24 protein-coding genes and 2 pseudogenes are annotated in these 25,078 nt (G+C 61.1%); 19 read left to right on the plus strand and 7 right to left on the minus strand.

Annotated features, from left to right (window positions below; genetic code table 11):
- Positions 1–40: 40 nt before the first annotated feature.
- Positions 41–589, plus strand: a pseudogene (locus AARI_RS20050) (NAD-dependent epimerase/dehydratase family protein); the annotation flags it as partial.
- Between the two features lie 436 nt (positions 590–1,025).
- On the opposite strand, the gene nagA reads toward AARI_RS20050, so the two are convergent.
- The 3 genes from nagA to nucS form a co-directional block, all read right to left on the minus strand.
- Entirely contained in the window at positions 1,026–2,234 is a 1,209-nt protein-coding gene (gene nagA, locus AARI_RS06995; protein ID WP_013348630.1) for an N-acetylglucosamine-6-phosphate deacetylase, read from the minus strand.
- Positions 2,235–2,413: 179 nt separating this feature from the next.
- Positions 2,414–3,160 (minus strand): DUF4126 domain-containing protein, encoded by a 747-nt coding sequence (locus AARI_RS07000; RefSeq protein ID WP_013348631.1) that lies wholly within the window; start codon positions 3,158–3,160, stop codon positions 2,414–2,416.
- Between the two features lie 163 nt (positions 3,161–3,323).
- Positions 3,324–4,019 carry an endonuclease NucS gene (gene nucS / locus AARI_RS07005; protein ID WP_013348632.1) on the minus strand — a complete coding sequence of 232 codons (696 nt, stop codon included), beginning with the start codon at positions 4,017–4,019 and terminating at the stop codon, positions 3,324–3,326.
- Positions 4,020–4,066: 47 nt separating this feature from the next.
- Between nucS and AARI_RS07010 the strand changes: the two genes are divergently transcribed.
- Entirely contained in the window at positions 4,067–4,450 is a 384-nt protein-coding gene (locus tag AARI_RS07010; protein WP_226910917.1) for a hypothetical protein, read from the plus strand.
- Between the two features lie 22 nt (positions 4,451–4,472).
- Here AARI_RS07010 and AARI_RS07015 read toward each other — a convergent pair whose 3' ends face one another.
- A complete protein-coding gene (locus AARI_RS07015) occupies positions 4,473–5,843 on the minus strand; it encodes an AI-2E family transporter (protein ID WP_013348634.1) in 1,371 nt (456 codons plus the stop codon).
- A 161-nt stretch (positions 5,844–6,004) separates the two neighbouring features.
- On the opposite strand from AARI_RS07015, the gene AARI_RS07020 reads away from it, so the two are divergent.
- The 6 genes from AARI_RS07020 (at position 6,005) to AARI_RS07045 (ending at position 13,468) form a co-directional block, all read left to right on the plus strand.
- Positions 6,005–7,735, plus strand: coding sequence for a hypothetical protein (locus tag AARI_RS07020; RefSeq protein WP_157867112.1), 1,731 nt, complete (start codon positions 6,005–6,007; stop codon positions 7,733–7,735).
- A 5-nt stretch (positions 7,736–7,740) separates the two neighbouring features.
- On the plus strand, positions 7,741–8,652 hold the full coding sequence (locus AARI_RS07025) for a co-chaperone YbbN (RefSeq protein WP_013348636.1): 912 nt from the start codon (positions 7,741–7,743) through the stop codon (positions 8,650–8,652).
- Between the two features lie 135 nt (positions 8,653–8,787).
- A complete protein-coding gene (locus tag AARI_RS07030; protein ID WP_013348637.1) occupies positions 8,788–9,546 on the plus strand; it encodes an ABC transporter ATP-binding protein in 759 nt (252 codons plus the stop codon).
- The gene (locus AARI_RS07035; RefSeq protein WP_013348638.1) at positions 9,528–11,093 is read left to right on the plus strand and encodes a hypothetical protein; all 1,566 of its coding nucleotides are present in this window, start codon (positions 9,528–9,530) and stop codon (positions 11,091–11,093) included. The genes AARI_RS07030 and AARI_RS07035 overlap by 19 nt, the downstream gene beginning before the upstream one ends.
- 301 nt (positions 11,094–11,394) lie before the next feature.
- The gene (locus tag AARI_RS07040; protein ID WP_013348639.1) at positions 11,395–11,646 is read left to right on the plus strand and encodes a DUF3039 domain-containing protein; all 252 of its coding nucleotides are present in this window, start codon (positions 11,395–11,397) and stop codon (positions 11,644–11,646) included.
- A gap of 55 nt (positions 11,647–11,701) precedes the next feature.
- A complete protein-coding gene (locus tag AARI_RS07045; protein WP_013348640.1) occupies positions 11,702–13,468 on the plus strand; it encodes a DEAD/DEAH box helicase in 1,767 nt (588 codons plus the stop codon).
- A 251-nt stretch (positions 13,469–13,719) separates the two neighbouring features.
- On the opposite strand, the gene AARI_RS07050 is transcribed toward AARI_RS07045, so the two are convergent.
- Together AARI_RS07050 and AARI_RS07055 are read right to left on the minus strand one after the other, a co-directional pair.
- Complete coding sequence (locus tag AARI_RS07050; RefSeq protein ID WP_013348641.1) at positions 13,720–14,313, minus strand: isochorismatase family protein; 594 nt, start codon at positions 14,311–14,313, stop codon at positions 13,720–13,722.
- A 104-nt stretch (positions 14,314–14,417) separates the two neighbouring features.
- A complete protein-coding gene (locus tag AARI_RS07055) occupies positions 14,418–15,677 on the minus strand; it encodes a nicotinate phosphoribosyltransferase (protein ID WP_102598412.1) in 1,260 nt (419 codons plus the stop codon).
- 181 nt (positions 15,678–15,858) lie between these two features.
- Between AARI_RS07055 and clpS the strand changes: the two genes are divergently transcribed.
- The 7 genes and pseudogenes from clpS to rdgB all read left to right on the plus strand — a co-directional run bounded on the left by clpS (position 15,859) and on the right by rdgB (position 20,613).
- Positions 15,859–16,143, plus strand: a complete 285-nt coding sequence (gene clpS, locus AARI_RS07060; protein WP_013348643.1) for an ATP-dependent Clp protease adapter ClpS — start codon at positions 15,859–15,861, stop codon at positions 16,141–16,143.
- 2 nt (positions 16,144–16,145) lie between these two features.
- Positions 16,146–16,724: a DUF2017 domain-containing protein gene (locus AARI_RS07065; RefSeq protein ID WP_013348644.1), complete on the plus strand. Its 579-nt coding sequence runs from the start codon at positions 16,146–16,148 to the stop codon at positions 16,722–16,724.
- A complete protein-coding gene (gene murI, locus AARI_RS07070; protein ID WP_049862592.1) occupies positions 16,711–17,652 on the plus strand; it encodes a glutamate racemase in 942 nt (313 codons plus the stop codon). The genes AARI_RS07065 and murI overlap by 14 nt, the downstream gene beginning before the upstream one ends.
- Positions 17,649–18,443 (plus strand): annotated as a pseudogene (locus tag AARI_RS07075) (MBL fold metallo-hydrolase); the annotation flags it as partial. The gene murI and the pseudogene AARI_RS07075, both read left to right, overlap by 4 nt.
- A 342-nt stretch (positions 18,444–18,785) precedes the next feature.
- Positions 18,786–19,160, plus strand: coding sequence for a helix-turn-helix domain-containing protein (locus AARI_RS07080; protein WP_134780461.1), 375 nt, complete (start codon positions 18,786–18,788; stop codon positions 19,158–19,160).
- 89 nt (positions 19,161–19,249) lie between these two features.
- A complete protein-coding gene (gene rph / locus AARI_RS07085; RefSeq protein WP_013348647.1) occupies positions 19,250–19,984 on the plus strand; it encodes a ribonuclease PH in 735 nt (244 codons plus the stop codon).
- Positions 19,981–20,613, plus strand: a complete 633-nt coding sequence (gene rdgB, locus AARI_RS07090) for an RdgB/HAM1 family non-canonical purine NTP pyrophosphatase (protein WP_013348648.1) — start codon at positions 19,981–19,983, stop codon at positions 20,611–20,613. Before rph ends, rdgB begins: the two co-directional genes overlap by 4 nt.
- Positions 20,614–20,693: 80 nt before the next feature.
- Here rdgB and AARI_RS07095 read toward each other — a convergent pair whose 3' ends face one another.
- On the minus strand, positions 20,694–21,599 hold the full coding sequence (locus AARI_RS07095; protein WP_013348649.1) for a hypothetical protein: 906 nt from the start codon (positions 21,597–21,599) through the stop codon (positions 20,694–20,696).
- A gap of 593 nt (positions 21,600–22,192) precedes the next feature.
- Between AARI_RS07095 and AARI_RS07100 the strand changes: the two genes are divergently transcribed.
- The 4 genes from AARI_RS07100 (at position 22,193) to AARI_RS07115 (ending at position 24,879) form a co-directional block, all read left to right on the plus strand.
- Positions 22,193–22,552, plus strand: coding sequence for a GntR family transcriptional regulator (locus AARI_RS07100; RefSeq protein WP_013348650.1), 360 nt, complete (start codon positions 22,193–22,195; stop codon positions 22,550–22,552).
- Positions 22,553–22,581: 29 nt separating this feature from the next.
- A complete protein-coding gene (locus AARI_RS07105; RefSeq protein ID WP_013348651.1) occupies positions 22,582–23,499 on the plus strand; it encodes an ABC transporter ATP-binding protein in 918 nt (305 codons plus the stop codon).
- Positions 23,496–24,191: a hypothetical protein gene (locus tag AARI_RS07110; protein WP_013348652.1), complete on the plus strand. Its 696-nt coding sequence runs from the start codon at positions 23,496–23,498 to the stop codon at positions 24,189–24,191. Before AARI_RS07105 ends, AARI_RS07110 begins: the two co-directional genes overlap by 4 nt.
- A 190-nt stretch (positions 24,192–24,381) precedes the next feature.
- Positions 24,382–24,879 (plus strand): SRPBCC family protein, encoded by a 498-nt coding sequence (locus AARI_RS07115; RefSeq protein WP_013348653.1) that lies wholly within the window; start codon positions 24,382–24,384, stop codon positions 24,877–24,879.
- The last annotated feature ends 199 nt before the right edge of the window (positions 24,880–25,078 follow it).

Here is a 25,078-nt window from a genome sequence, read left to right on the forward strand (position 1 = left end):
ACTGCTTGGCTTGCCTCCACGATGGCAGTTGACTGTATCCATGTTGCGGACACTAATCCTGGGCGGTACCGGCTGGCTCGGCTCTGAGCTGGCACAGCAATTGGTTGAGGCAGGGCACGAGGTCACCGCGTTGGCCAGGGGAGTAGCCGGCACCGTACCGGACGGGGTGAGGCTGGTGCGCGCCGACAGGTCATTGCCCGGCGCTTATGACACGGTATCCCGCAGTGAATGGGACGAGGTGATCGAGCTGTCCTATGAGCCTGCATTCGTCGAAGAAGCACTAGCTGCCCTGTCGGCACACGCCGCGCACTGGACCCTGGTCTCCACCGTCTCGGTGTATGCGAACCAGCAGCAGCCCGCTGCCAACGAGGACGCGGCCGTGTACGAGCCGAGGGATCTGGGCGACTACGGCCAGGCCAAGGTGGCGGCCGAACGGACTAGCGAACAGGTGTTGGGCGAGCGGTTGCTGATTGCCCGCCCCGGACTGATTACCGGTCCCAAGGACCCAACCGATCGCTTCTCCTACTGGGTTTCGCGTCTGGCGCTGGCCGGTGCCGCACAGGTGCTCACCCCGGCGGTGCAAGGCAGGTATGTTCAGGTGATCGACGTGCGCGACGTTGCGGCATGGATTATCGATGCAGGACAGCGTGAACTGCAGGGTGTGGTCAATGTCGTGGGAACGCCCCGGCCGCTCGCTGATGTGCTGGATACCGCAGCACAGGTGGCAGGTTTTACCGGCGAGCTGGTGGCCGCCGAAGACCAGTGGCTGCAGGATCACCAAGTCAGCTATTGGCCAGGAGAGCGTTCCCTGCCGCTGTGGCTTCCACGCGAAGATTTTGGCTTCTTGCAGCGCGGGAATCAGCGCTACAAGTCAGCTGCTGGCCCGGAACGGGACATGACGGACTTGCTGGCAGATATCCTGGCTGATGAACGGGCTCGCGCACTGGACCGCGAGCGGCGTGCTGGCCTGGACCGGGGCAAGAACTGGAACTGCTGGCAGAGCTTGCCCGCCGGGGCTAGGCGTCCTAGAGGTATTCGCCCTTGCGGATCGTCTGGACCAGCTGCAGGTCAGCGTCCAGGACCAGCGCATCGGCGGCGAATCCATAGTGCAGCGACCCTACCTCATCGGCCAGGCCGATCAGCGAGGCCGGGATGGCAGTAGCCGAGGTGACGGCCTGAACCGGTGAGACGCCGGCCTGCACAGCACGCTGGAGAACCTCAAGCAGCGTGCAGGTTCCTCCGGCCAGGGAATTGTCGCTGGCAAGCCGTGCCTGCCCCATGGCCACGTTCACTTCCTGCGGGCCGAGGGTGTATTGGCCATCAGCCAAGCCGGTAGCGGCCATGGAGTCGCTGACCAGCAAGATGTTCTCCGCGCCGACCAGGCGGTAGACCAAGCGCACGGTGTCAGGGGACAGATGGACCCCGTCTGCGATCAGTTCCACGAAGGCATTGCGGTTCACCGCCTCTTCCAGGCAGGCAGCCACCGGTCCGGGCTCGCGGTGGTGCAGGGGAGGCATGCCGTTGAACAGGTGGGTGACCGTGGGACGTTCGGTAAATCCATCCACTCCGGCGCTGCGCAGCTGCTCACGGGCAAAGCGCAGGGAATCTGCGGTGCACTGGGCGCTGGCGTTGGTGTGTCCCAGCGAGGGGACCACGCCCTGGGAGACGAGCTGTTCAATGAGCTCCTCGCTGCCGGCCAGCTCGGGAGCATAGGTCATGGTACGCAGCTGGCCGCGGCTGGCGGCTACCAGCTCGGAGACGAAATCGGGATCCGGGGCCTGCAGATAGCGCGGATCCTGGGCGCCGCAACGCGCTTCGGACAGGAACGGGCCCTCGGCATGGATGCCGGCGATCTGCCCTGCCTCGGCTAATTCGGCCAGCAGCTCTGCTGCTTCGATCATCGCGGTCGGCTCGGCGGTGACCAGCGAGGCGAGCAGGGTGGTAGTACCCGAGCGGTGCAGGTGGGCGATTGCCTTGGCAGCACTTGAATGATCTGGTGCCGAGAAATCGGCACCGAGTGCACCATGGCAGTGTAGGTCGATCAGGCCCGGAATAATGATGGAGCCGGGAGCCACCTCGCGCACCGGATACTGATCAGCATCGGCCAGGGCGTTGAAGTCATCGCGGTTGCCGGCAAAACGAATGCGGTCTCCGTCCACGGCGAGCACGCCATCGGTGACCTTGAGACCATCGGAGATGAGGGTTGCGTAAAGGGCGTAGCGCGTCGTAGTCATGTTCCCAGCTTAGAAGAGAGAACGCGTCCAGTCACCGGCTGGGGCCAATAATCTCTAAGCGGACTTGGCGGTTAGCGCGCGTTGGGTTCACCGTGCCTTTGGAAACAGCGCGGAACCGGTGTTCACGCCAAGGTGCACGGTCCGCAGATAGGTGCTGAGTACCGCCTTTGGGACTCAGGCTAGCTGCTGGTTCCAGACGGTGGCTGCCGGGATGGATCAGCGCCGGCAGCCAAGCGCCGCAGCGTCTGGGTAGCACTATTCTTTTCACCGGCCTGCGCTTGCGCTTGGCGGGCAGCCTGAGCCGCCGCCTGATGTTCCTTCACGCTGCCGAATCTGTTCTTCATTGCCCGGTAGACCTTGCGGAACATGCGGTAGAGGAAGAACCCGATCAGCACGGCGGCCAACCCGAGCGCGGCAGCCAAGACCGGCAGCAGCACGGCTGCGAAGACGAGGATCAGTGCGCCGAAATCTTCGATGAGGCTGCGGATCCACTGGGTGATCGGTTCGGGCACGACATTGGTCGCTGCAGTGACCGAGGATTTGCCCAAGCTCACCGACAGTGCGGAGCCGGCCCCGAGCAGTCCGGTCAGGATGGCAACTTCCACGCCAGAATTTGCTCCCAGTCCAATGCCTACGAGGGCACCGAAAATGGGCCGCAGCCACACCGAGATGGATTCCATCGATAAATTCAAGAACGGAATCTTATCGACACCGGCCTCGCCGATCGCAAGCACCGCACAGATTCCCAGAACCCACGGGTTGGTGATGCTTTCAGGAATCTGCCTGGCCGCAGAGGAAATCATTTCCGGCGCAGTATCTGGAATCGCCAGTCCCGCGATACCCAGGGCCAAAACCGTGAAATAAGGACGCAGGCCCGCAGCTGAACCGCTGCCAATGGCCATGAGCGAAGCTGTCAGCGGATCCAATTGTCCTCCTGGGCGAAGTTGCTTGGTGCGCTGGCGCACCAAGCACAAGGGCTGGTGGAGAACAGATTAGCAGCTGGGACGGTAGTACGAGCCGGAACCAAGAGTGGCACGCGGCGCAGAATCCCAAAAGGTCGTGCTGCCGCGAGGGACAGCAAGTGAAAGCTTAGAAGAGGCGTCCGGCCGAGTCGTCCACGCCGCGCATGGCGTCGTAGTCCAGTGTCAGGCAACGGATTCCGCGGTCCTCAGCCAAGGTACGTGCCTGCGGCTTGATCTGCTGGGCGGCAAAAACACCGGTCACTGGCTTGAGCAGGGGATCGCGGTTCAGCAGTTCCAAGTAACGGGTTAGCTGTTCCACGCCATCGATGTCGCCGCGGCGCTTGAGCTCCACGGCCACGGTGGCACCCTTGGCATCGCGAGCCAAGATGTCTACCGGGCCGATGGCGGTCATGTATTCGCGGCGGATCAACTGGTGCCCGGTGCCCAGCAGCTCGATCTGTTCGGCCAGCAGGCGCTGCAGGTCAGCTTCCACGCCATCCTTGATCAGCCCCGGATCGGTGCCCAGGATGTGGGCCGAGTCGTGCTCGAAGCTGTGGAAGTTGATGGTCAGCTTGTCATCGGTCTTCGCGCTGGACACAGTCCAGGTCGCGGTGGCGCCCATGGCTGCGGCATCCTCGCCTGGCTCGACCTCATGCAGGGTCAGCGGTGGATTCATCCAGTTCAGCGGCTTGTAGCTGCCGCCATCTGAGTGAATGAGAACCGAACCGTCGGCCTTGACCATGATCAAACGGGTCGCCAAGGGAAGGTGGGCTCGAAGACGGCCCTCGTAATCAACTGAACACTTTGCTACCACTAAACGCACCCCACACACTTTACTAGCTGGTTGCGACTTGTGCCGGGAGATACGGCATGATTAATGACATGCCACGTTCCAACCGCCCGCGCCGTTCCAATAACTCCCGTCCCGCCAAGGGGCGGAACCAAGGGTCAGGCTCCGGTTTCCGCGATGGCGGGCAGGACGACGGATCGGACCAGGAAGAGTGGATGCAGCGTGCCCGCTTCGGCGTGGTGCTTCGCCAGGACGCGCCCGATGGTCAATGGCATGTACGCAAGATTGCGCCGCTAAACGCCAATAAGACCTATACCTGCCCGGGCTGCCACCGTCCCATCGGCATCGGTGTGGCCCATGTGGTGGCTTGGCGGGCAGATCACTGGTCCGGCGATGACGCGGCAGCCAATGCGCGCCGTCACTGGCACCCGCACTGCTGGGAAACCCGCTCTTACCGGTACTGAGCGCTCACGCTATGTACGACTGCTACCGGCGGTCCTGCCGTGCGACGAAGACTTCGTGCAGCAAGATCATGGCGCTGGCTGCGACCGGGATGGCCATCAGCGCGCCGGTAACCCCGGCCAGCGAGCCTCCGGCAATTACCGAGATCACGGCGACGGCGCCCGGTAGTGCCACCGCGCGGCGCATGATGCGAGGCGAAACGAAGTACGCCTCGATCTGCAGGTAGCCGAAGTAGCAGATCGCATAAATCAAGGCGGTCTGCCAGCCCAAGGACAAGGTCACCAGGGTTACCAGCACCCCGGCGATGACTCCGCCGACCAGCGGGATGAAAGCCAGCAACGCCACCAGCAAGGTGAGCAGGGCGGTAAACGGAACGCCCAGGATGCTCATCAGGATCAAGGCCAGCAGGCAGTTCAATATCGCCACCGTGGCTTGGCCCATCACGTAGTTGCCCACCGAACGGGTAATGCGCACGGTCAGCTCGGCGACGCGCTCGCGCTTGGAGCGCGGGGTCAGGCGCAGGGAGAAGCTCATCATGCCCGGCAGGGAAGCCAAGAAGTAAATGGCCAGCACCAGCACGATCAGCACGCCGAACATGGACTGGGCGACGGTCTGCGAGACACCCAGTACGCCGCCGAAGACATTGGTCACCGCGCCGGAATCGCCAAAGAAACGGTCGACTTCGGTCATGATGCGCTCGGAGACCGCATATTGCCGGTCAATTTCCACAACCCATTCGCTCTTGAGGAAATCGTCGACGATTTCCGGAGCGCGGGTGATGAAGGCGGTGATCTGGTTGACCAGGGTAGGGATGATCAGGGCCATGAAGCCGCCGAAGATCGCTAGCAGGCTGACCATGGTTGCGGCCACGGCCAGCGGACGGGACAGGCCCCTGCGCATCAGGAAGCGCACAATCGGATCAAGGCCCAAGGCGATGAACAGCGCGATGGCAATCCAGGTCATCAGCGAACCGACATTGGTCAGCAGGTAGAAGCCGCCTAAGGCAATGCCCACACCGATGGTGCCCAAGAAGCCCATGGCGATTGGATGCAACGCCGGGATCGGTTCGGGGGAGCCTTCCAAGAGGGCGGCCGATTCCTCGCCGGGCGCTGGAGCGTGCTGGGGGTTATTGAGAATCTTGCCCACTTTACCGGCAATCTTCTTGGTCCATCCTTCGCGCACATCGTCATTGGACGTGGGGGTGGAAGCTGGGGAGCGCGGGACCTGCGCAGCAGGAGAAGCTGGGCTCGCTGGCTGGGAATTTGCCTCATGCGGCTGGGAATGCGCTGGGGATTCCTGCCCGGAAGCAACTGGCTTGGCTGCGTGCTCCGAACCGTCCAAACTCTTCTCTGGCGCGTGCTTATTGCGATGCGGGCGCGGTTGATCTTGCTCCATGGGTCAGAGCATATCGCGCGGAGGTGACTATTAAGTGGTTCAAGACACTGTGGACTTCGGTTGTTGAGCCAGTTCACAGGCATGGAACGGAACCACGATTGGCTTGGACTCGTTAGACTTGTCAAAGAACAGCTGTGAGACGTAGGCGAATAGGTGAACCTGTGCGAAAAGTAATCTCCGTGATCGCGATGCTGCTGGGGGCTGCGGCCCTGGTAGTCGGCATCGGACAGAAGACCTTTTGGGCTCCGCCCGAAACGGTCACTGCGAACATGCCGCAATTGACTGATGAGGCACCGCTGACCCTGATTGAATCCTCGGTCAACTCCCCAAAGCTTGATCCAGTGGAACTGGTGATTACTGCAAAGGGCGAATTCACCGCTTCCTTGGGTCGCGACTATGACGTCGCAGCCTGGATCGGCGATGCAGCGCATGTGTCGGTGACTGGTATCGATACCGAAAACCACAAGATGATCGCCGAATACACCAAGGGCAAGGGCGAAGTGCCAAACCCTGCTGGCGCTGACATCTTCTTCGACTCGCAGACCGCTGACAAGACCATGACTTACCGCTGGACTGCTCCAGACACCGGGGACTGGTCCCTGCTGCTGGCCGCAGGTGGAAAGGATGCCGCTCCGGTGGATATCTCGGTAACCTACGCCAACGATGACGCCATGCCATTTGCCGTGCCTTTGATCATTGCCGGCTCCGTGCTGCTGGTCTTCGGCCTGGCCCTGCTGATCATGCGCCCGGCAAAGCCTAAGACCGGAACGAACACCCAGCACTCGGTAGCAGTCGCTGCCGTTCTTGCGCTGGCGATCTCCGGTGTTTCGCTGCCTATGGCCCCAAGCGATGATTCCAGCGCCAGCCCGTCGGAATCTGCCCAGAAGTCCGATGAAGCCAAGAAATCCGATGACTCCAAGAAGCCAGAGGATGAGAAGGCGTCTGAAGAAGCACCGAGCTCCGCATCGGCTTCTTCCTCGGTTGAAGAAACCGCCAGCTTCCCGGTGATCACCGAAGAGCAGCTCAAGCGCGTGCTTGCAGATGCCCAGGAACAGATCTCCAAGGCAGATGACAAGACCAGCTCCAAGGCATTGGACTCCCGCAGTGCAGGGGCATTCAAGTACCTGCGCAACAAGCGCTACGAGATGCTCAAGGAAAAGTTCAAGGTAGACAAGCCACTGGCACTGACCACCCAGGTCATCCGTTCCGCAGCAGTGCCGAACGCCAGCGAAGCGAAATTCCCGCGAGTGATCTCCGTAGTCACCGCGAAGAACAACGACGCAGATACCTTGCCACAGGCACTGACCCTGGTGCAAGAGAACGCCCGCGATAACTTCAAGGTTGTCTTCGCCGGGCAGATGCTGCCGAACTCCACCTTCCCAGGCATCGCAGTGGGCGATCCATCCACCACCCAGCTGAAGGCTGATTCCAAGGGCCTGCAGATGACCCCGGAGAAGGCATTGGAAGCACTGGCCAAGGTGCTCAGCGATGACGGCGCCAAGGAAAAGAGCAAGTTCGCCAAGTCGGACTTCATCGCTGCAGTGCATTCGGCACAGAAGGATGAAGCCAAGGCTGCCAACGAAGCGAAGGTGACCTACAAGCGCAGCGTCACCGAGGGGGACACCAAGGTCGTTTCCACCCCTGATGGCGGAGCGATTGTCACCGGCAAGCTGAACAACAAGGCACGCTTCATCCGCACCGAAGATGCGGATCCGCTGGAGAGCAAGGATAAGCTGACCGAACAGCTGCTGGGTTCGAGCTCCTCGAATGGCGATGTGGAAAGCACCTACGCTGAACCAGTAATGTTCTACCTGCCAGCCGATGGCTCCAAGGACAAGATCCAGCTGATCTCTGCAAGCCAGGTCCTGCTCGATGTGAAGGAAGTTGACTAATACCCATGACCGACCAGAACATTCCCTCAACCCGCGGTGCGGTAGATCTTTCAGCTCTGGCTCACCAGGGCTCGGAGGCTACCCAGAGCGCGCCGGCAGCTGCGGCGAGCTGGACCACCAACCTGGACCAGGGCGCGTTCGAGCAGTTCGTTGGCATGTCCCAGCAGGTTCCTGCCATTGTGTCCCTCGGTTCGCCTCGCGTGCAGGTCTCCGTGGACCTGGATGCAACCCTGCGCAAGCTCGTGGATGCCAAGGGCGGCAAATTCATCCTGGGTCTGGTGGATGCCGAAACCTATCCGCAGATCGCCCAAGCATTCCAAGCACAGCAGATTCCGATGGTGGTTGCCCTGATCAAGGGACAGCCTGTTCCGCTGTTCCAGGGTCCTGCCGCTGAAGAGCAGATTGTCCAGGTTTTCGCACAGCTTGAGCAGCTCGCAGTCCAACAGGGCATGAGCGGTACCGCCCCAGCCTTCTCCGGGGAAGCCCAGCAGGGCGAACCGGAACTTCCGCCGCTGCACCAAAAGGCCGTGGATGCCATTGATGCTGGTGACTACGCGGCTGCCGAAGCCGCGTATCTGGAAGCGCTGAACGAGAAGCCGAACGACAAGGATGCGCAGATTGGCGTGTACCAGGTTCGTTTGCTTTCCCGCACGCACAACCTGGACTTGGCCAAGTCCCGCGACAAGGCCGCGCAGAACCCTGATGACATCGCAGCCCAGCTCGATGTCGCAGATCTGGACGTGGTGGGCGGACATGTTGAGGATGCCTTTGGGCGTCTGGTGTCATTGATCTCGCGCCTGGCTGATGAGGACCGCGAGCGCGTGCGCCGCCGGTTGATCGAACTGTACGCAGTGATCGGCAACAACGATCCGCGTGTAGCGGCCTCCCGGCAGAAGCTGGCCCGCGTACTCTTCTAGGCTGATCTTCCAACGCGCAAGCACATGACTTCAACGCCGTGACCTAGGCATTTGCCAGGTCACGGCGTTTTTGGGCTTCAGGATTAACTCCAAAGGATGATGCGATCTGACTTGGGGCATTGTTAGCCTTGATATATGAATCAGATCGCACTGGATATACGGGGTCTCGCCAAGCAATTCGGCGCCAAGATTGCCGTAAACAACGTCAGCTTGCAGGTTCCAGCAGGGTCCTTCTATGGACTAGTAGGACCCAATGGCGCCGGCAAGACCACCATGCTCTCCATGGCCACTGGACTGCTGCGTCCGGACTCAGGCCAAGCGCTGGTCAACGGCGTAGACATCTGGGCTGATCCGCAAACTGCCAAGGCCACCTTGGGTGTCCTAGCTGATGGCGTGCGCCAATTTGACCGGCTCACCGGACGCCAGTTGGTGACCTATTCCGGCCTATTGCGCGGCATGGACCGTGCAGAAGTCGCCCAGCGCACCGAAGACCTGCTGCGCGTAATGGATCTGGTCTCCGATGGGGACAAGCTGGTAGTGGATTATTCCGCCGGCATGACCAAGAAAATTTCCCTGGCCACGGCCATGATCCACTCGCCAAAGCTGCTGGTGCTGGATGAGCCTTTCGAAGCAGTGGACCCGGTATCGGCCGCGAACATCCGCGACATCCTGAACAACTATGTCGAATTCGGAGGTACGGTCATCGTCTCCTCGCACGTGATGGACCTGGTCCAGCGCATGTGCACGCATGTGGCCGTGATTTCCGATGGCGTGCTCAAGGCCCAGGGCACTGTGGATGAGGTCCGCGGCTCCAAGAGCTTGGAAGATCGCTTTGTCGATCTGGTAGGCGGCCGCGCTAATAACGAGGGGCTCTCATGGTTGCGCACGTCCTAAGCCTGAAACTGCGCCTGCTGGCCAACGGTTTCAAACGCTCCATCGGCCAGCTCATTGGTGTGATCATCGGCGGGCTATATGCCCTGGGCATGATCGTCATGCTGACCCTCGCTGTCTGGTTCACTGCCGGTGAGATTCCTTTCCAGGCAGATATCTTCACCCTGATCGGCTCGGCCGTGGTCCTTGGCTGGGCCATCATCCCACCGCTGCTGACCGGTGTTGATCTGACCTTGGAACCTTCGCGCTTCGTGCACTTTGGAATTCCGGAAAAGACCCTGGGTCCCGCACTGGTGCTCGCCGGCTTCATTTCGATCCCCGCAGCACTGACCATCGTGGGCCTGATCGGTGCCTCGCTGATGTGGCGCTTGGATGCCGCGGCGCTGACACTGGCGCTGGTGGCAGCTATAGCGACTGCGGTCATGGCGATCTTGCTGTGCCAGTATCTGGTAATCATGGCTACTGCGCTGCGCGCCAAGCGCCGCTTCCGTGAATTGACCTTCGTGCTGCTTTTCGTGGTGCTCGTGGGCTTGGGTCCGATCCTCTCCTCGGTGTTCTCTGCAGCGCTGAGCCTGGGCGACTGGGTCAGCCCAATTGCCGCGGTGCTGGGCTACACCCCGCTGGGTGCCTTTGCCGCCGTTCCCGGTGCTTTTGCCGCCGGACTCTACGGGCAGATGGCCATTCACCTGTTGCTGGGAGTGATCTACCTTGGGGGACTGTACTTGCTGCTGGCCCGCGCTACGGCGAAGGCGACGGTCACCCCGCCGCCTGAGCAGCGTGCGGCCACGGCGAAGGGGCTGGGTTTCTTCAAGCTGCTTCCGGCTACTCCTACCGGAGCGGTGGCAGCGCGCGCACTGACCTACTGGCTCAAGGATCCGCGCTACGCCATTGGCGTGCTCATCGTACCTATGCTGCCGTTGCTCTTCTGGTTCACTGGCAATCAAACGGGCAGCTACGCGATGATGTATGTGCTGGGCCCAATGATCGGAATTCTCATGGGATTCTCGATTTCAGCAGATATTTCCTATGACAATACGGCCTTCGCGCTGCACGCATTGACCGGTATTTCCGGCCGGGCTGATCGTGCTGGACGAGCACTGTCTTGTTTGCTGGTTGCTATTATCCCGGTCCTCGCGGCGGCTATTCTGCCGGGGCTCATTACCGGTTCCTTCTGGCGCATCCCGGGGGACTTGGGGCTGTCCTTGGCCGCCCTGTTCATTGCGCTGGGTGTTTCCTCGGTGGCTTCGGCCCGCTACACCTACTCGGTACCGCTGCCGGGAGACAACCCGATGAAGACCCCTCCGGGTAATGGCCTGCGCGTGGCATTGACCCAGATTCTCACCATGCTGGTCATGGGCCTGCTGCTGATCCCGGTGCTCATTCCGTACGTGATCGGCTGGGTTCAGCAATCGCAGTCCCTTGGTTTCATCACCTTGGGTGCTGGCCTGGTCCTGGGTGTGCTGCTGTTGCTCGGCGGTATTGCGCTGGGTGGCAAGTGGTACGAGAAGCGCACCCCGGAACTGATGCAAGCGGTCATGCTCAACAAGTAGCCAAAGCCCATTGCTGTGGGATGCCGGCCGCCTGTCAGGAAGTGGATTCCTGGCAGGCGGCCTTTTGCATGTGGCCGGTGCGTGGAGGTTCACAGGATATTGGCCGTGTCGCACTGAAAGGTCGGAATATCAGTCAAGTAAGAGCTGCCACGGGCTAACAAATTAGCTCGAAGTTGACTGTTGACTTGTGAAAACAAATTTCGCTTCGAGGCCCTGCAGGGGCTGCAGGCAAAGTCAATGTGGACAACCTCCCATGCTTTGGGCACGGACAGGAAAGCCAATCCGTATTAGACTTGAAGGCATGGTGGAACAGTCTGAAGAAACCCGCGGTGGCACTGCCACGATCGAACGTACCGAGACAACCCAGAGTGTCGAGGCCGGAGATCATGAGCGCTTTGCGCATTACGTGCAGAAAGAGAAGATCATGGAATCGGCATTGTCCGGTGATCCAGTGATCGCTCTGTGCGGCAAGGTCTGGACGCCAGGCCGAGATCCGAAGAAGTTCCCGGTATGCCCCGAGTGCAAGGAAGTCTACGAATCCTTGATGGGGTAGTGCTTGGAACCAACCAGCACTACTTCACACAATGCACGCGGCCGGGAAAAGGTAAATGACCGAGACACTCTTTGATTTTGGCGACAAGCTTCCACTAGAAGACAAGCTTCCGGTAGCGTACCCGGAACGTGCGGCATGGGGAACCGGCCCGAAGCTGCGTGCTTGGCAGGCCGAAGCGCTGGCCCTGTACTTCGATACCGAGCCCCGGGACTTCATGGCAGTGGCAACGCCTGGTGCAGGTAAAACCACCTTCGCGTTGCGTCTGGCCAAGGTTCTGATCGATTCGGGCAAGATCAACCGCTTGATCGTTGTTGCGCCTACCGACCACCTGAAAAAACAGTGGGCGGATGCAGCAGCTCGTGTGGGTATTTCCTTGGACCCCAATTACAAGAACTCGGATGGCCGCCACGGCTCGCATTACATGGGTGTGGTGGTGACCTATGCCCAGGTGGCGCTGAAGCCAGCGGTTCACCGGGCCAAAACCGAGGACGCACGCACCTTGGTAATCATGGATGAGGTCCACCACGCCGGTGATGCACTGTCCTGGGGCGACGGCATCCGCGAGGCCTTCGAACCGGCAACCCGCCGCTTGGCACTGACTGGTACGCCATTCCGTTCCGATGCCGCCCCGATTCCTTTCGTGCAGTACGTGGACGAGGGCGATGGCATCCGCCGTTCCAAAGCCGACTACACCTACGGCTACGGCAGCGCCCTGGCCGACCACGTGGTCCGCCCGGTGCTGTTCATGGCCTATTCGGGCAATATGCGATGGCGCACCTCTGCCGGCGAAGAGATGGAAGCAAACCTCGGCGAAGGCTTCACCAAGGATGTCACCGCCCATGCCTGGCGCACCGCGCTGGATCCGCATGGCGACTGGATTCCTTCGGTGCTGCAAGCTGCTGACCGCCGCCTCTCCGAGGTCCGCCGCACCGTGAAGGATGCCGGTGGGCTGATCATCGCCACGGACCACGAGGATGCGCGCGGGTATGCTGCCCAGCTTGAGGCCATCTGCGGCGAGAAGGTCACCACCATTCTTTCCGATGACCCCAAGGCATCGCAGAAGATCGACGATTTCTCCGAATCCGAAGCGCGCTGGATGGTTGCGGTGCGCATGGTGTCCGAAGGCGTGGACGTTCCGCGCCTGTGCGTGGGTGTCTATGCGACTTCTACCTCGACTCCTTTGTTCTTCGCCCAGGCAGTGGGCCGTTTCGTGCGTAGCCGCAAGCGCGGGGAAGTAGCCAGCGTCTTCCTGCCTTCGGTACCGATCCTGATGGCCCTGGCCAATGAAATGGAAGTCGAGCGCGACCACGCATTGGACCGAGAAGGCTCCAAGGACGAGGACGGGCTGGATGATTCGCTGCTGGAAGCGGCGAACAAGGAAGACAAGGCCAGCGACGAGCTGACGCGCAATAAGTTCGAAGCCCTGAACTCCCAAGCTTCCTTCGACCGCGTACTCTTCGATGGTGGCGAGTTCGGCACCGGCGCCGATATCGGCAGTGAAGAGGAGCTGGGCTTCCTCGGGATCCCGGGCCTGCTGGATACCGAGCAGGTTTCCGAGCTGCTGCGCAAGCAGCAGAACAAGCAGATTTCCAAAGGCGCGACCAAGCCGGCACCGGTCTCCGATCACCGCCTCATGATGGAACTGCGCACCAAGCTGTCCAAGAACGTCTCGGCCTGGGCAGCACGCACCGGCACCCCGCATGGCCAGATCCACAACAAGCTGCGCAGCGTGTGCGGCGGTCCTGCCGTTCCGCAGGCAACTGTTGACCAGCTGCAGGCGCGCATCGACAAGCTGCAGGATTGGTTCGTAGGGCGCAAGTAGCGTGATCGTTTTTGGCTGATGGAGCCGCACCAAGGTGTGGCTCCATCAACTTTTCCAAGGCACTGCGACCTGCGAGGACGCTAGCGCATCAGTCGGGCATCTAGGAATCGATGCAGTCGCAGGGCCAGCTGACGGATCGTCGCACTGGCGTAGTGGCTAGGACGCCACGCAACTTATAGCGGCAGGTGCAGCGACTCCGGTGGATGCATGTCGCGGGGCGCACGGAGGCAGCCGGGCAGAGATCCGCGAGCCTAGCCTAAGGAGAGCACCGTGACGCCGGCGGCGCGCAGCTGATCGTGCACGGCTGGAAGGCCCTGCGGGGACACCGCCGCGGTCAGCGGAGAAATCACCGTGGTGGCAAAGCCCGCTTGCACGGCATCCAGGGCCGTAGCCTTCACACAGTGATCAGCGGCCAGGCCAACGAGATCAACAGCAGTGATGCCTTTGGCCTTCAGCCAAAGACCGAGCAGCTCTCCGCTTTCATCCGCCTTATCAGCTGTGGGATCCAGTTGCCTGGCTTCGAAACCGGAATACGCCGCGGTGAACCGTCCCTTGGCGAAATGCGCATCCACCGCGAGGCCGGCGATGTGCGGATGCAAGGCCGCGCCCGGGGTTCCCGCCACGCAGTGCACCGGCCACGAATCAATGAAGTCCGGGTTTTCGGAGAAATGATCTCCTGGCTCGATGTGCCAGTCCTGGGTGGTGACGATTGCCGAGTAGGAACCCTTGCGTTCGGCTACGTCAGCGGCAATGGCGGCAGCGACTGCATTGCCGCCGGCCACAGCAAGTGCGCCGTCTTCGCAGAAGTCTGGTTGGACATCAATAATCAACAGGGCTGTGCTCATCGCTGCCTCCTTGGCTAGGGGAGAGTAGACCTTGGAAAACTGCAGACCGCAGAATCCTTGAATCTAGATCCTACGGTCTGCAGCTGAGTTTTTCGTGTGTTTGCTTAGCCCTGGATCATGACGGTCGGGATGACCGGTTCACCACGCTGCATCTTGCGTGCAACTCCAGGCAGCTCCTGGATCGATGCGTAGTGGCGTTCGGTGGCGCGCTTGACGCCAGCGGCCCCCACGTAGGACTGGTCGATCTCGCCATTGCGGACCAGCGGAACCACCAGATCGCGCTCCGGGCCGCCGGTGGTGTGCTCGGAAGTGGAGATGACTTCAGCCATCGCACGGTTGCGGTCGTTGAGCTGGCGGACCGCATACTTGCGGCCACCCACGCTGGCCTTGTTCGCCGCAGCCTTGGCCACCGGAATCCACTGGCCCGCATCATCCTGGCGGGCAACGAGCTTGTACACCATGGACGCGGTCGGATGGCCCGAGCCGGTCACCAATGCGGTGCCCACGCCATAGGAATCAACCGGGGCGCTGGCCAGGGCGGCAATGGCGTACTCATCGAGATCCGAGGTCACGGTGATCTTGGTGTTCCAATTGCCCAGATCATCAAGCAGCTCGCGGACCCAGCCGGCCTGCTGCACCAGGTCGCCGGAGTCCAAGCGGACCCCGCCCAGCTCTGGGCCGGCAACCTCGACGGCGGTGCGCACGCCCTGCTCGACATCGTAGGTGTCCACCAGCAAGATGGTGTCCTTGCCCAGCGAGGCGATCTGCGCTTCGAATGCGGCGCGCTCGGTGTCGTGCAGCAAGGTGAAGGAGTGGGCCGAGGTGCCCACGGTCTTCAGGCCGTAGCGTGCTCCGGCCTCAAGGTTGGAGGTGGAGCTGAATCCGGCAATCATGGCGGCACGGGCAGCGGCTACCGCTGATTCCTCGTGGGTGCGGCGCGAGCCCATTTCAATGCAGGGGCGCTCGCCGGCCGAAGCGATCATGCGTGAAGCAGCCGAAGCGATGGCCGAGTCATGGTTCATGATCGACAGGAGGTAGGTTTCAATCACGCAGGCTTCAGCGAAGGTGGACTCCACGGTCAGCAGCGGCGAATTCGGGAAGTACAGCTCGCCTTCGGCATAGCCGGAGATGTTGCCGGTGAACCGGAAGTTCTCCAGGTACTTGATGGTTTCGGCGTTGACCACCTTGTTGTCGCTGAGGTAGCGCAGCTGCTGGTCATCGAAGCGGAAGTCCGCCAATCCTTCGAGCATGCGGCCAGTACCCGCGACCACGCCGTAGCGCCGGCCATCGGGCAAGCGGCGGGCGAACGCCTCGAAGACGGAAGGGCGATGCGCGGCACCGGATCCCAATGCTGCCTGAAGCATGGTCAGCTCATAATGGTCGGTGAAGAGACTGGTGCGCAATGTGACGCTCCTGGTGATCGAAAAGGCCTGAAGTGAGGCTGCTTGGGAAAGCAGACCGATTTTACTGTATAACGGCTCACGCTCAAGGTGATATTTACCCGGTTCGGTGTTGCATTCAGGTTCCGCGCGTAAAATGGAGCTCATGACCGCAATGCCCGATGTAATTTCCGAATTTGAAACCCTGGAATCCCAAGACAAGCCCTGGCGCTTGATCGTGTGGAATGATCCGGTGAACTTGATGAGCTATGTCGCCTACGTCTTCCGTTCCTACTTTGGTGTCAGCCCGGAAAAAGCCGAGAAGCTCATGCTGCAGGTGCACCATGACGGCTTCTGCACGGTGCGCAGCGGCAGCCGCGAAGCCATCGAATCCGATGTGCAGGCGATGCACGGGTTCGGCCTGAACGCAACGATGACCCAGGGGGCCTAAGCGTGGCGAAAGCCTTCAAGAATGGTTCCAAGGGCATTACCGGAACCCTGCACTCTGCCGAGCGCAAACTGATTCGCGAACTATTCAATGATGTCATTGCGATGCTCGACGAGCGCGCGCAGCTGCATCAGCTTCCCGAAGACCTGGATCCGCTCTACGCCCTGACCGGCATGCGGCCCGAGTCCATGGATCTGCCTGAAATCTCTGATCCTGCGCTGGCCAAGCTGCTGCCCAATGCCAGTGACGATGCCGCGGTGGCCGCCGAACACCGCCGCTTGAGCGAAGCGGATCTGATTGCGCAGAAGATCGGCCGCCTGCGCGAAGCCCAGCTGCTGCTGGAAACCGACAAGCTGGTTCTGGACCAGCACAGCGCGACCCGTTTCGCCCAGGCACTGAACGACGTGCGCCTGGTGCTTGCCGAACGTCTGGAGATCCGCGATGAAGCCGATTCGGCTCGCGTTGCGCAGGTGCTGGATGCTTCTGAGGTCCAGACTCCCGAAGAGTACATGTCTTTGGTGTACAACCTGATCTCATGGGTGCTCGATACCTTGATGAGCGCATTGATGGATGCGGAGTTCTAAGCACGTGAATTCCTATTTTGCTACCGGCCAGGTCTCGGCTCCGGAAGCCAATACACCCATTGGCATTTTCGACTCCGGCGTTGGCGGACTGACCGTAGCCCGCGCCATCATCGACCAGCTGCCAGGCGAATCCTTGGTCTATGTCGGGGATACCGCCAATTCTCCCTATGGCCCTTTGCCCATTGCCCAGGTGCGCGCCAACGCCCTGGGCGTGATGGATGAATTGGTGGATGGCGGGGTGAAGCTGCTGGTGATCGCCTGCAACTCGGCCTCTGCCGCCGTCTTGCGCGATGCCCGCGAACGCTACACCGCACGCTATGGCATCCCCGTGGTCGAGGTCATCCAGCCGGCAGTGCGCCGAGCGGTCGCCGGAACCAAGAACGGGAAAATCGGCATTATCGGCACGCAGGCAACTGTCGGCTCGCGTGCCTACGAGGATGCCTTCGCCGCAGCCCCGAATCTGCAGGTATCCACCGTGGCCTGCCCGCGATTTGTCGAGTTCGTGGAATCGGGCATTACCGCCGGTGCCGAGCTGCTGGAAATCGCGCAGGAATACCTGGCGCCGTTGCAGGCTGCGCAGGTGGACACATTGGTTCTGGGATGCACGCACTACCCGTTGCTGACCGGTGTCATCTCCTACGTCATGGGGGATTCGGTCACTTTGGTCTCCAGTGCCGAAGAAACCGCGAAGGACGTTTTCCGCGCGCTAACACGGCATTCATTGGTCCGCAACGACGGAGCCGCGGCGCGTCATGAGTTCCTAGCCACAGGCAACGCTGATAGTTTTGGTGTACTGGCGCGCCGATTCCTCGGACCAGAGGTGTTGCAGGTGCGTCACGTGGACCATGTAGCCGCCCACTATCCGACCGGAGCGATTGCGCGAATTACCCCGCAAATGATTGCCGCGTCGAAAGCGAGTAACGAATGAAGCTGACCATCATTGGATGCACCGGGTCATTCCCAGGTCCGGGATCACCCGCGTCCTGCTACTTGGTGACGGCCTTTGATGGCACCCGCGACTGGAAGATCCTGCTGGATCTGGGTTCCGGCGCGTTGGGCGTGCTTCAGCGTTACACCGATTTGAAAGACATCGATGGGATCATGATTTCCCATCTGCACCCGGATCACTGCATGGACTTGTGCGGCCTGCACGTGGCGATCCGCTGGGATCCCACTGGCTGGGGCCGGGATCGGATGCTGGTGCATGGTCCCGAAGATACCGCCGAGCGCATTGAGACGGCCTACTCCCTGCCTGATGGCGACACCATGGCCAAGGACTACGACTTCCAGGTCTGGAAATCGTTGAAGCCAGTGAATATCGGTCCATTCACCATCACCCCTTACCCGGTGCGCCATCCGATCAAGGAAGCCTACGCACTGCGCGTGGAAGCCCACGAGCCGGGCCCTGACGGGGAACTGCTCACCAGTGTGCTGACCTACTCGGGGGATACCGATTCCTGCGACAGCTTGGTCGAAGCTGCCCGCGGTGCGGACATGTTCCTGTGCGAAGCGGCCTTTGAAGAGGGCCGCGATGACCATATCGACGGGGTGCACCTGACCGGCAAGCGTGCCGGCGAAGCAGCGGCCGCGGCCGGTGCCGAGCGCATGCTGCTGACCCATATCCCGGTATGGACCGACATCAACAAGGTCGTCGAGGAAGCCAAGGAAGTCTACGACGGCGGAATTGCCGTAGCGGTTTCCGGGGTGACCTACGGGGTGTACTCGGGCAGCTTGAAGGACGAGAAGGATCCGGCCTTGTTCAAGGGGGAGCGCGGATCGGACTACCTGAAGACCTTGACCGGCACCATGCCGACCATCAAATACGAGAAGACCCGCAAATTCCCGCTGCTCAAGCGCAAGCGGTAGCACGCGGTAGTTGTGCATAGGACATCGGCCAGCAGTTTTGCTGGCCGATGTCCTTTTGTCCATGCCGTGCCTTGAGGGCGCCAAGCAAGAGTCAATACCTGGCCCCTTGCCGCCGGCCTATTGCAGCTCTGCCAGGGGAGTCGAGGCATCTGCAAGCTTGGACAGGTCAATGCGCTGGCCCAGGAAGAAGTGTCGGTGAGCTTGCCAGCGCGCAACTACCGCCTCTTAGGCAGCCTGCTGGCCAACGCGGCCAGCGCTGATGCCTCCGGGGTCGTGCTCAAGGCGCTGCACCAGGCCGCACGCGAAGAGGGGAAGAGCCTCGGACAGGGCAGCGGAGAACTGCTCCCGCTCCTCGATGAGTTGGGCTACGAGCCGCAAGCCGATGCCCAAGGCGAGATCACCATGGGAAACTGCCCCTTCCACATGGTCGCGCAGCACCAGACCCAATTGGTCTGCTCGATGAATTTGCAGCTGGTTTCCGGTGCCTTGGAAGGATGCCAGATGGACTGCGGCCTAGCTGAGCTGAGCCCGCGCCCTGGCCGCTGCTGCGTGGTAGTGCATCCGCACTAGCCTCCAGCGGTGCGCCGCGAGGCGTATTTCACCGTAACTCGCGGGCTCGCCCGTACGGATCGGGGTGCCCGCGTGGTTAGGATGGAAGCATGACTTTACGCGCTGACGGCCGAGGAGCCGCGCAACTTCGAGACATTACCATCACCCGCGGCTGGTCCGCCCAGGCCGAAGGTTCGGCACTGATCGAATTCGGCAATACCCGCGTGCTGTGCACCGCGTCCTTCACCGAAGGCGTGCCACGCTGGCTCAAGGGACAGGGCACCGGTTGGGTCACCGCAGAATACGCAATGCTGCCCCGTGCCACCAATACCCGGAACTCCCGCGAATCGGTCAAGGGCAAGCTCTCGGGCCGCACCCACGAGATCTCCCGCCTGATCGGCCGCTCGCTGCGTGCCGTGGTGGACACCAAGGCACTGGGCGAGAACACCATCGTGCTGGACTGCGACGTGCTGCAGGCCGACGGCGGTACCCGCACCGCAGCCATCACCGGTGCATACGTGGCACTGGCAGAAGCCATCGCCTGGGCGACCTCGCAGGGCATCGTGAAGCAGAACGCGAAGGTGCTCACCGATTCGGTCGCCGCGATCTCCGTTGGCATCATCGATGGCACCCCGATGCTGGATCTGCCGTACGAGGAAGATGTCCGCGCCGAGACCGACATGAACGTCGTGGTCACCGGCTCCGGCGACTTCGTCGAGGTCCAGGGCACCGCCGAAGGCGTTCCCTTCAAGCGCGCGGAACTGGATGCGCTGCTGGATCTGGCCCTGGGCGGAACCAGCGAGCTGGCCGAAATCCAGCGCGAAACCCTGGGCAGCACCAAATGAGCAAACCGGTCCTGGTCCTCGCTTCGCGCAACCAGGGAAAGCTGCGCGAGCTGCGTGAACTGCTGCGCGGGCAGGTGCCGGGCCTGGATGTCGACACCCAGGTCGTTGATGCGGCCACCGCAGGGGCCGGCGATCCGGTTGAAGACCAGGTCACCTTCCAAGGCAATGCACTGAAGAAGGCCCGGGAAATCTCGGCCTCCACCGGGTTGGTGGCCTTGGCTGACGACTCGGGCCTGAGCGTAGACGTGCTCGGGGGAGCGCCGGGGATCTTCTCCGCGCGCTGGTCCGGCGTGCACGGCAATGACGAAGCGAATATCGACCTGCTGCTTGGCCAGCTTGGCGATATCGCCGCAGAGCACCGCGGTGCGCAGTTCGTCTGCGCTGCCGCACTGGCTACCCCGCAGGGCGAGGAGCACGTGGAGCTGGGCAAGGTCCAGGGCGTGCTGCGCACCGAGCGTTCGGGCGAGCATGGCTTTGGCTATGACCCGATCTTCGAACCTGCCGGTGCCGGCAAGACGATGGCCGAGCACACTGCGGAAGAGAAGAACGCGATCTCGCATCGCGCTCGTGCCTTTGCAGCGCTTCTGCCGGCGATCATTGATGCCGTAGGCAAGGCCTTGGCCAAATAGCTTCCGAGCTCTGGACAGAACACGAATGCCAGCAAATCCTGAATTGGATTTGCTGGCATTCGTGGTTTCATCACCAGAAACTATTCGTGGTGCACCATCAGTTCCGGGTAGGCCAGCTCACCGGCATCGGCCACGAGGTATCGAGAGCTGCAGGCGCGGCATTCCCACTGCGCCATCGGCCCCATGGGCAGTACGCAGCCGGCCACCACGAAATCGTCGGGGTCGGGAATGAAGGCGGGCATGCCCCAGATGATCTGGCGCGGATTGCGTTCCCCGCACTTCGGGCACGCTGGCCTGGCATAGTTCCGGAGCTGCTGCAGAGTTGGCTGGTGGGCCATGTCGTGGCAGTCGCTGCACATCAGCACCGCCTCGTCGACATGCTCCTGGATCTCCCAGCGCAAGCCGTGCTGATCCACATGCGGCAGGTGGGCCTCGGGCTCATCGAGGATCTCCCGATCGCAGATTCGGCATTCCAGCTGTTCCCATGGCGAACCCTTCTGGAGCACGGCCAGAACTGAGAGAACCTCATTTGCCTGCGCAGACTGCAGTGCATCGCAAGGCCCGGCGGTGATGAAGATCGGGCGGGGATCGGCAATGAGCGCACCCATGCTCTCTAGCAGTTTTTCGGCCAAAGGCTGCTTCAGATACTGTGAGCGTCGCGGAAGCTGCGCTCCGATCAGGTGCTGGGCGTCAATCACTGAAATGGGATCCGAGAAGATCGCCAGGTTCCGATAGGTGATCTCCTCGTTCTCATCCTCTTCGATAACTTCCAGGCTCACGATCAACGGCGGAGAGCTTTCCAAAGCCGTCACGATCAGATCTCCTGGCTTCAGCGGATGGCGCAAACTCCACTCGAAGTCTTCATCGCCGCGCGCAAGCGCCGCCGCGGAAGCCAACGGGTTTTGCTGGCGGCACCAGTAAACCGCGTGATCGTTGGATCCAGCGAACAAGCCAGGGTTGATGACCTGAGGATGCCGGCGGCGCAACGGGTAACCCTGACCCTCGTATCCAGAAACCCGCCGGGCTCACGACGCGAATTGCGGATCAAGTCGATCAATTCGCGACGGGTTGCCTGCGCCACCTCTTCATCGGTGCAATCGGGGAAAAGCGCTTTGTGCAGTTCAAGCAGAACCAGGCGGTCAAGTGATCCGAGGACTGGATCTGGAGCGTCAAGGCTATTGAAAAAATCCTGTATGGTCCCTCCCATAAAGGACTGCGGCACGTGGGTTGCAGTGGATTCCGCGCGTGCGAGCAATATTTTTTTTGATCAGATCCGGCAAAATGTTCGCCTTCGGCACCTGCTGGTTCCAGGTTTCAAAAGCTCCTCGAATTGGCCTGGTCTGAAAGTTCCAATTCGGTGTTCACTGGTGTGAATGCAACATCCTCAGCGTGCTCGCGCAGCGGGCTTCGCTAATTAGTTTCAGCATAGGGGCGGTGGCGGACAGTTTGGTTTCCGGCTCTGCTGCGCAAATTGTTGGCATTCGGCTCTTGTGCGGAATCGCTCGTAGGTTCTATGGTTAGTTACATGAGTAACTAACTCACTAACTAACCAGTGGGCCTGAACCGGAGAGGAGCCAGCATGATTGATGATTCAAAACCGATCTTCTTGCAGATTGCTGAGCTGATTGAGAACGACATCATCTCTGGAGTTCTAGCTGAAGAAGCGCAAGTTCCATCAACCAATGAATTCGCGGCCTTCTACCGGATTAATCCGGCCACCGCAGCCAAGGGCATCAATCGGCTGGTGGAAGACGGGCTGCTCTACAAGAAGCGGGGGATCGGCATGTTCGTCACCAAAGACGCACCACGGCGGCTGCGGGAGCAACGCCGCCAGAAATTCCAACAGCAATTCATCACTCCACTGACCGCCGAAGCAACAAAGCTGGGCATTGGACTCGAAGAACTGGTCACCATGATCAAAACCGGTTCGGATTCTTGAAACATCTCAACTAAGCGGGGAGGAACGACATGTCACGAACGACAGCAATCGCGGTACGCGAGCTGAGCAAGACCTACAAGGATGTACGAGCGCTCGATAACGTCACCCTGGATCTGGAACCAGATCGGATCTATGGGCTACTTGGACGCAATGGAGCGGGCAAGACCACGCTCATGTCCATATTGACCGGTCAGAACTACGCAGACCACGGTACCGCCGAAATTTTCGGCCATGCCCCGTTCGAGCATGATCCGACCCTCTCGCGCATCTGCTTCATCCGCGAATCGCAGAAATATCCTGATGACTTCAAGGTGTTCCAGGCTTTCAAATCCGCAGCCCTGTTCTTCGAGAACTGGAATGAGCAGCTGGCCCAGGATCTGGTCCAGGCATTCGACTTGCCGACCAAGCGCAGGATCAAGAAGCTCTCCCGTGGACAGCTCTCGGCGGTCGGTGTGATCATCGGCATGGCATCGCGAGCCGATATCACCTTCTTCGATGAGCCCTATCTCGGCCTGGATGCGGTAGCGCGACAGATCTTCTATGACCGCCTGGTCGAGGACTTCGCGGAATATCCACGGACCATCGTGCTCTCCAGCCACCTGATCGATGAGGTAGCGAACCTGCTTGAGCACGTCATCGTGATCGACAAGGGGCGAATCGTCATTGACTCAGATGCCGAACAACTGCGTGGCACGGCGGTAACGGTGACCGGCGACGCCGCCAAGGTCCAGGAATTCGCCGGATCCGCCCCGGTGATCCATCGAGACGCACTTGGCGCCCTGTCCAGCGTCACTATCCGGGCGACACTGGATTCCGACCAGCGCGAACAAGCCAAGCTCATGGGCCTGGACCTGAGCCCAGTTTCGCTCCAGCAGCTGGTGGTCCGCAGCGCATTGAGCAATACCACCGAACGAGGGCTCGACGAACGGACGGAGGCAAGAAAATGAACCGCATTATCAAAGTTGCCCGCATGCAACTGATCAACAAGGCTACTTTCATTGGAATCCCGCTGATAATCCTGGGTGCATCATTCCTCTTCACCCTGATCATCTGGTGGCTGGTACGGCGCAACGGCGCCGAGGGGATCATGTACGGCGGCGGTGCCCAAGCACCCATGTGGTACTTCCTGGCCTTGGGCATCCAAGCGCTGACCTTGACCTTCCCGTTCTCCATGGCGATGAGCATTTCGCGCCGGTCCTTCTACCTGGGGACGGTGGCGCTGTTCTCGGTCTGCGCCCTGGTGCTCTCGGTCTTCTACTACCTCATGGGGCTGGTGGAGAAAGCTACCGGCGGATGGGGACTGGACGGACGATTCTTCGCCCTGCAGTGGGTTGCCGATAACAACTGGTTCATCCAGATCATGTTCTACTTCGTGCTCATGCTGCTGCTGTTCATGGTCGGATTCCTGGTAGCGACCATCTACATGAGGTGGCGCACCACAGGCATGGTGGTCTTCTTCGTCGCCCTGGGCGTGGTGGTGCTGGGAATAATCGCGCTGTTCACCTTCAGCGACTACTGGGATCAGTTCTGGAGCTGGGCGCTCACCTGGACCGCAGCCGGAGTCACGCTGTGGGGAGGGCTCGTTGCCCTGCTCATGGCCGGCGGATCCTATCTGACCCTGCGCCGGGCCACCGCTTAGCCGCAGTCGAATAGCCAAGCACGCAACGCAGCTCCTTCACCCTGCCAAGGGCCACGAGCTGCGTTGCGTCATGCCGCGGCAAAGAAATCGGTGAACGGACGGAAGCCTTTTGCTATTCTTCAGGGACTGCGATCCACGGTGCGTGAACCGCCGGCCACCAGCGAATAGCAGGAACAACAGGAGAGCAATCATGAGCGCCATAGCGACAGGAACCCGAACCGCACACGGAGCACTGGAATTGCGCCGCGAGTTCACCGAATCTCCGAGCAAGATCTGGCGCTATTTAGCCGACTCCGAGTACTTGGCGCTCTGGTACGGATCGTGGCAGGGCGACCCGGAACGCGGCGTCGTGGACGTGGTGCTGCTGGCCGAAGACGGGGCGCCTGCCGAGGAAGTCCAGATCCTGCATTGCGATGTGCGCAACCACCAGCTGCAGGTGCGCCTCGGCACCGATCAGACGGCCTGGCAATTGGAGCTGATGGTGGAAGCGGCCGGGATGGGGAGCCGCTTGGTTTTCCAGATGCTGGCACTGGACCCGCAACTGGCCGGTTCGGTCGGGCCGGGGTGGGACTACTACCTGGATCGCCTGGTGGCCGCGGTCAGCGGAAATGACCCCGCAAGCGTGGAGTTCGAACCCGACTACTATCCGGCACTGAGCCCGTACTACGAAGAGCTGTTCCGCAATTGAACCTTTGGCCACGGGCCCGACTCGCTCAATGGCACCGGCGCGCAGTGTGAGATGCCCTGCCCTGAAGGCGTCAGAGCTGGACCGCAGGGGAACCGATTGATGCAGGTCAAATCCGGGTACGTGGAAACAAGGTGCCACCGAAATACGCACGGCGCACACCGGAGGGACGTCACGGATGCCACCGCCGCAGTTTAAGCGA

Source organism: Glutamicibacter arilaitensis Re117, from assembly GCF_000197735.1.
Classification (GTDB): domain Bacteria; phylum Actinomycetota; class Actinomycetes; order Actinomycetales; family Micrococcaceae; genus Glutamicibacter; species Glutamicibacter arilaitensis.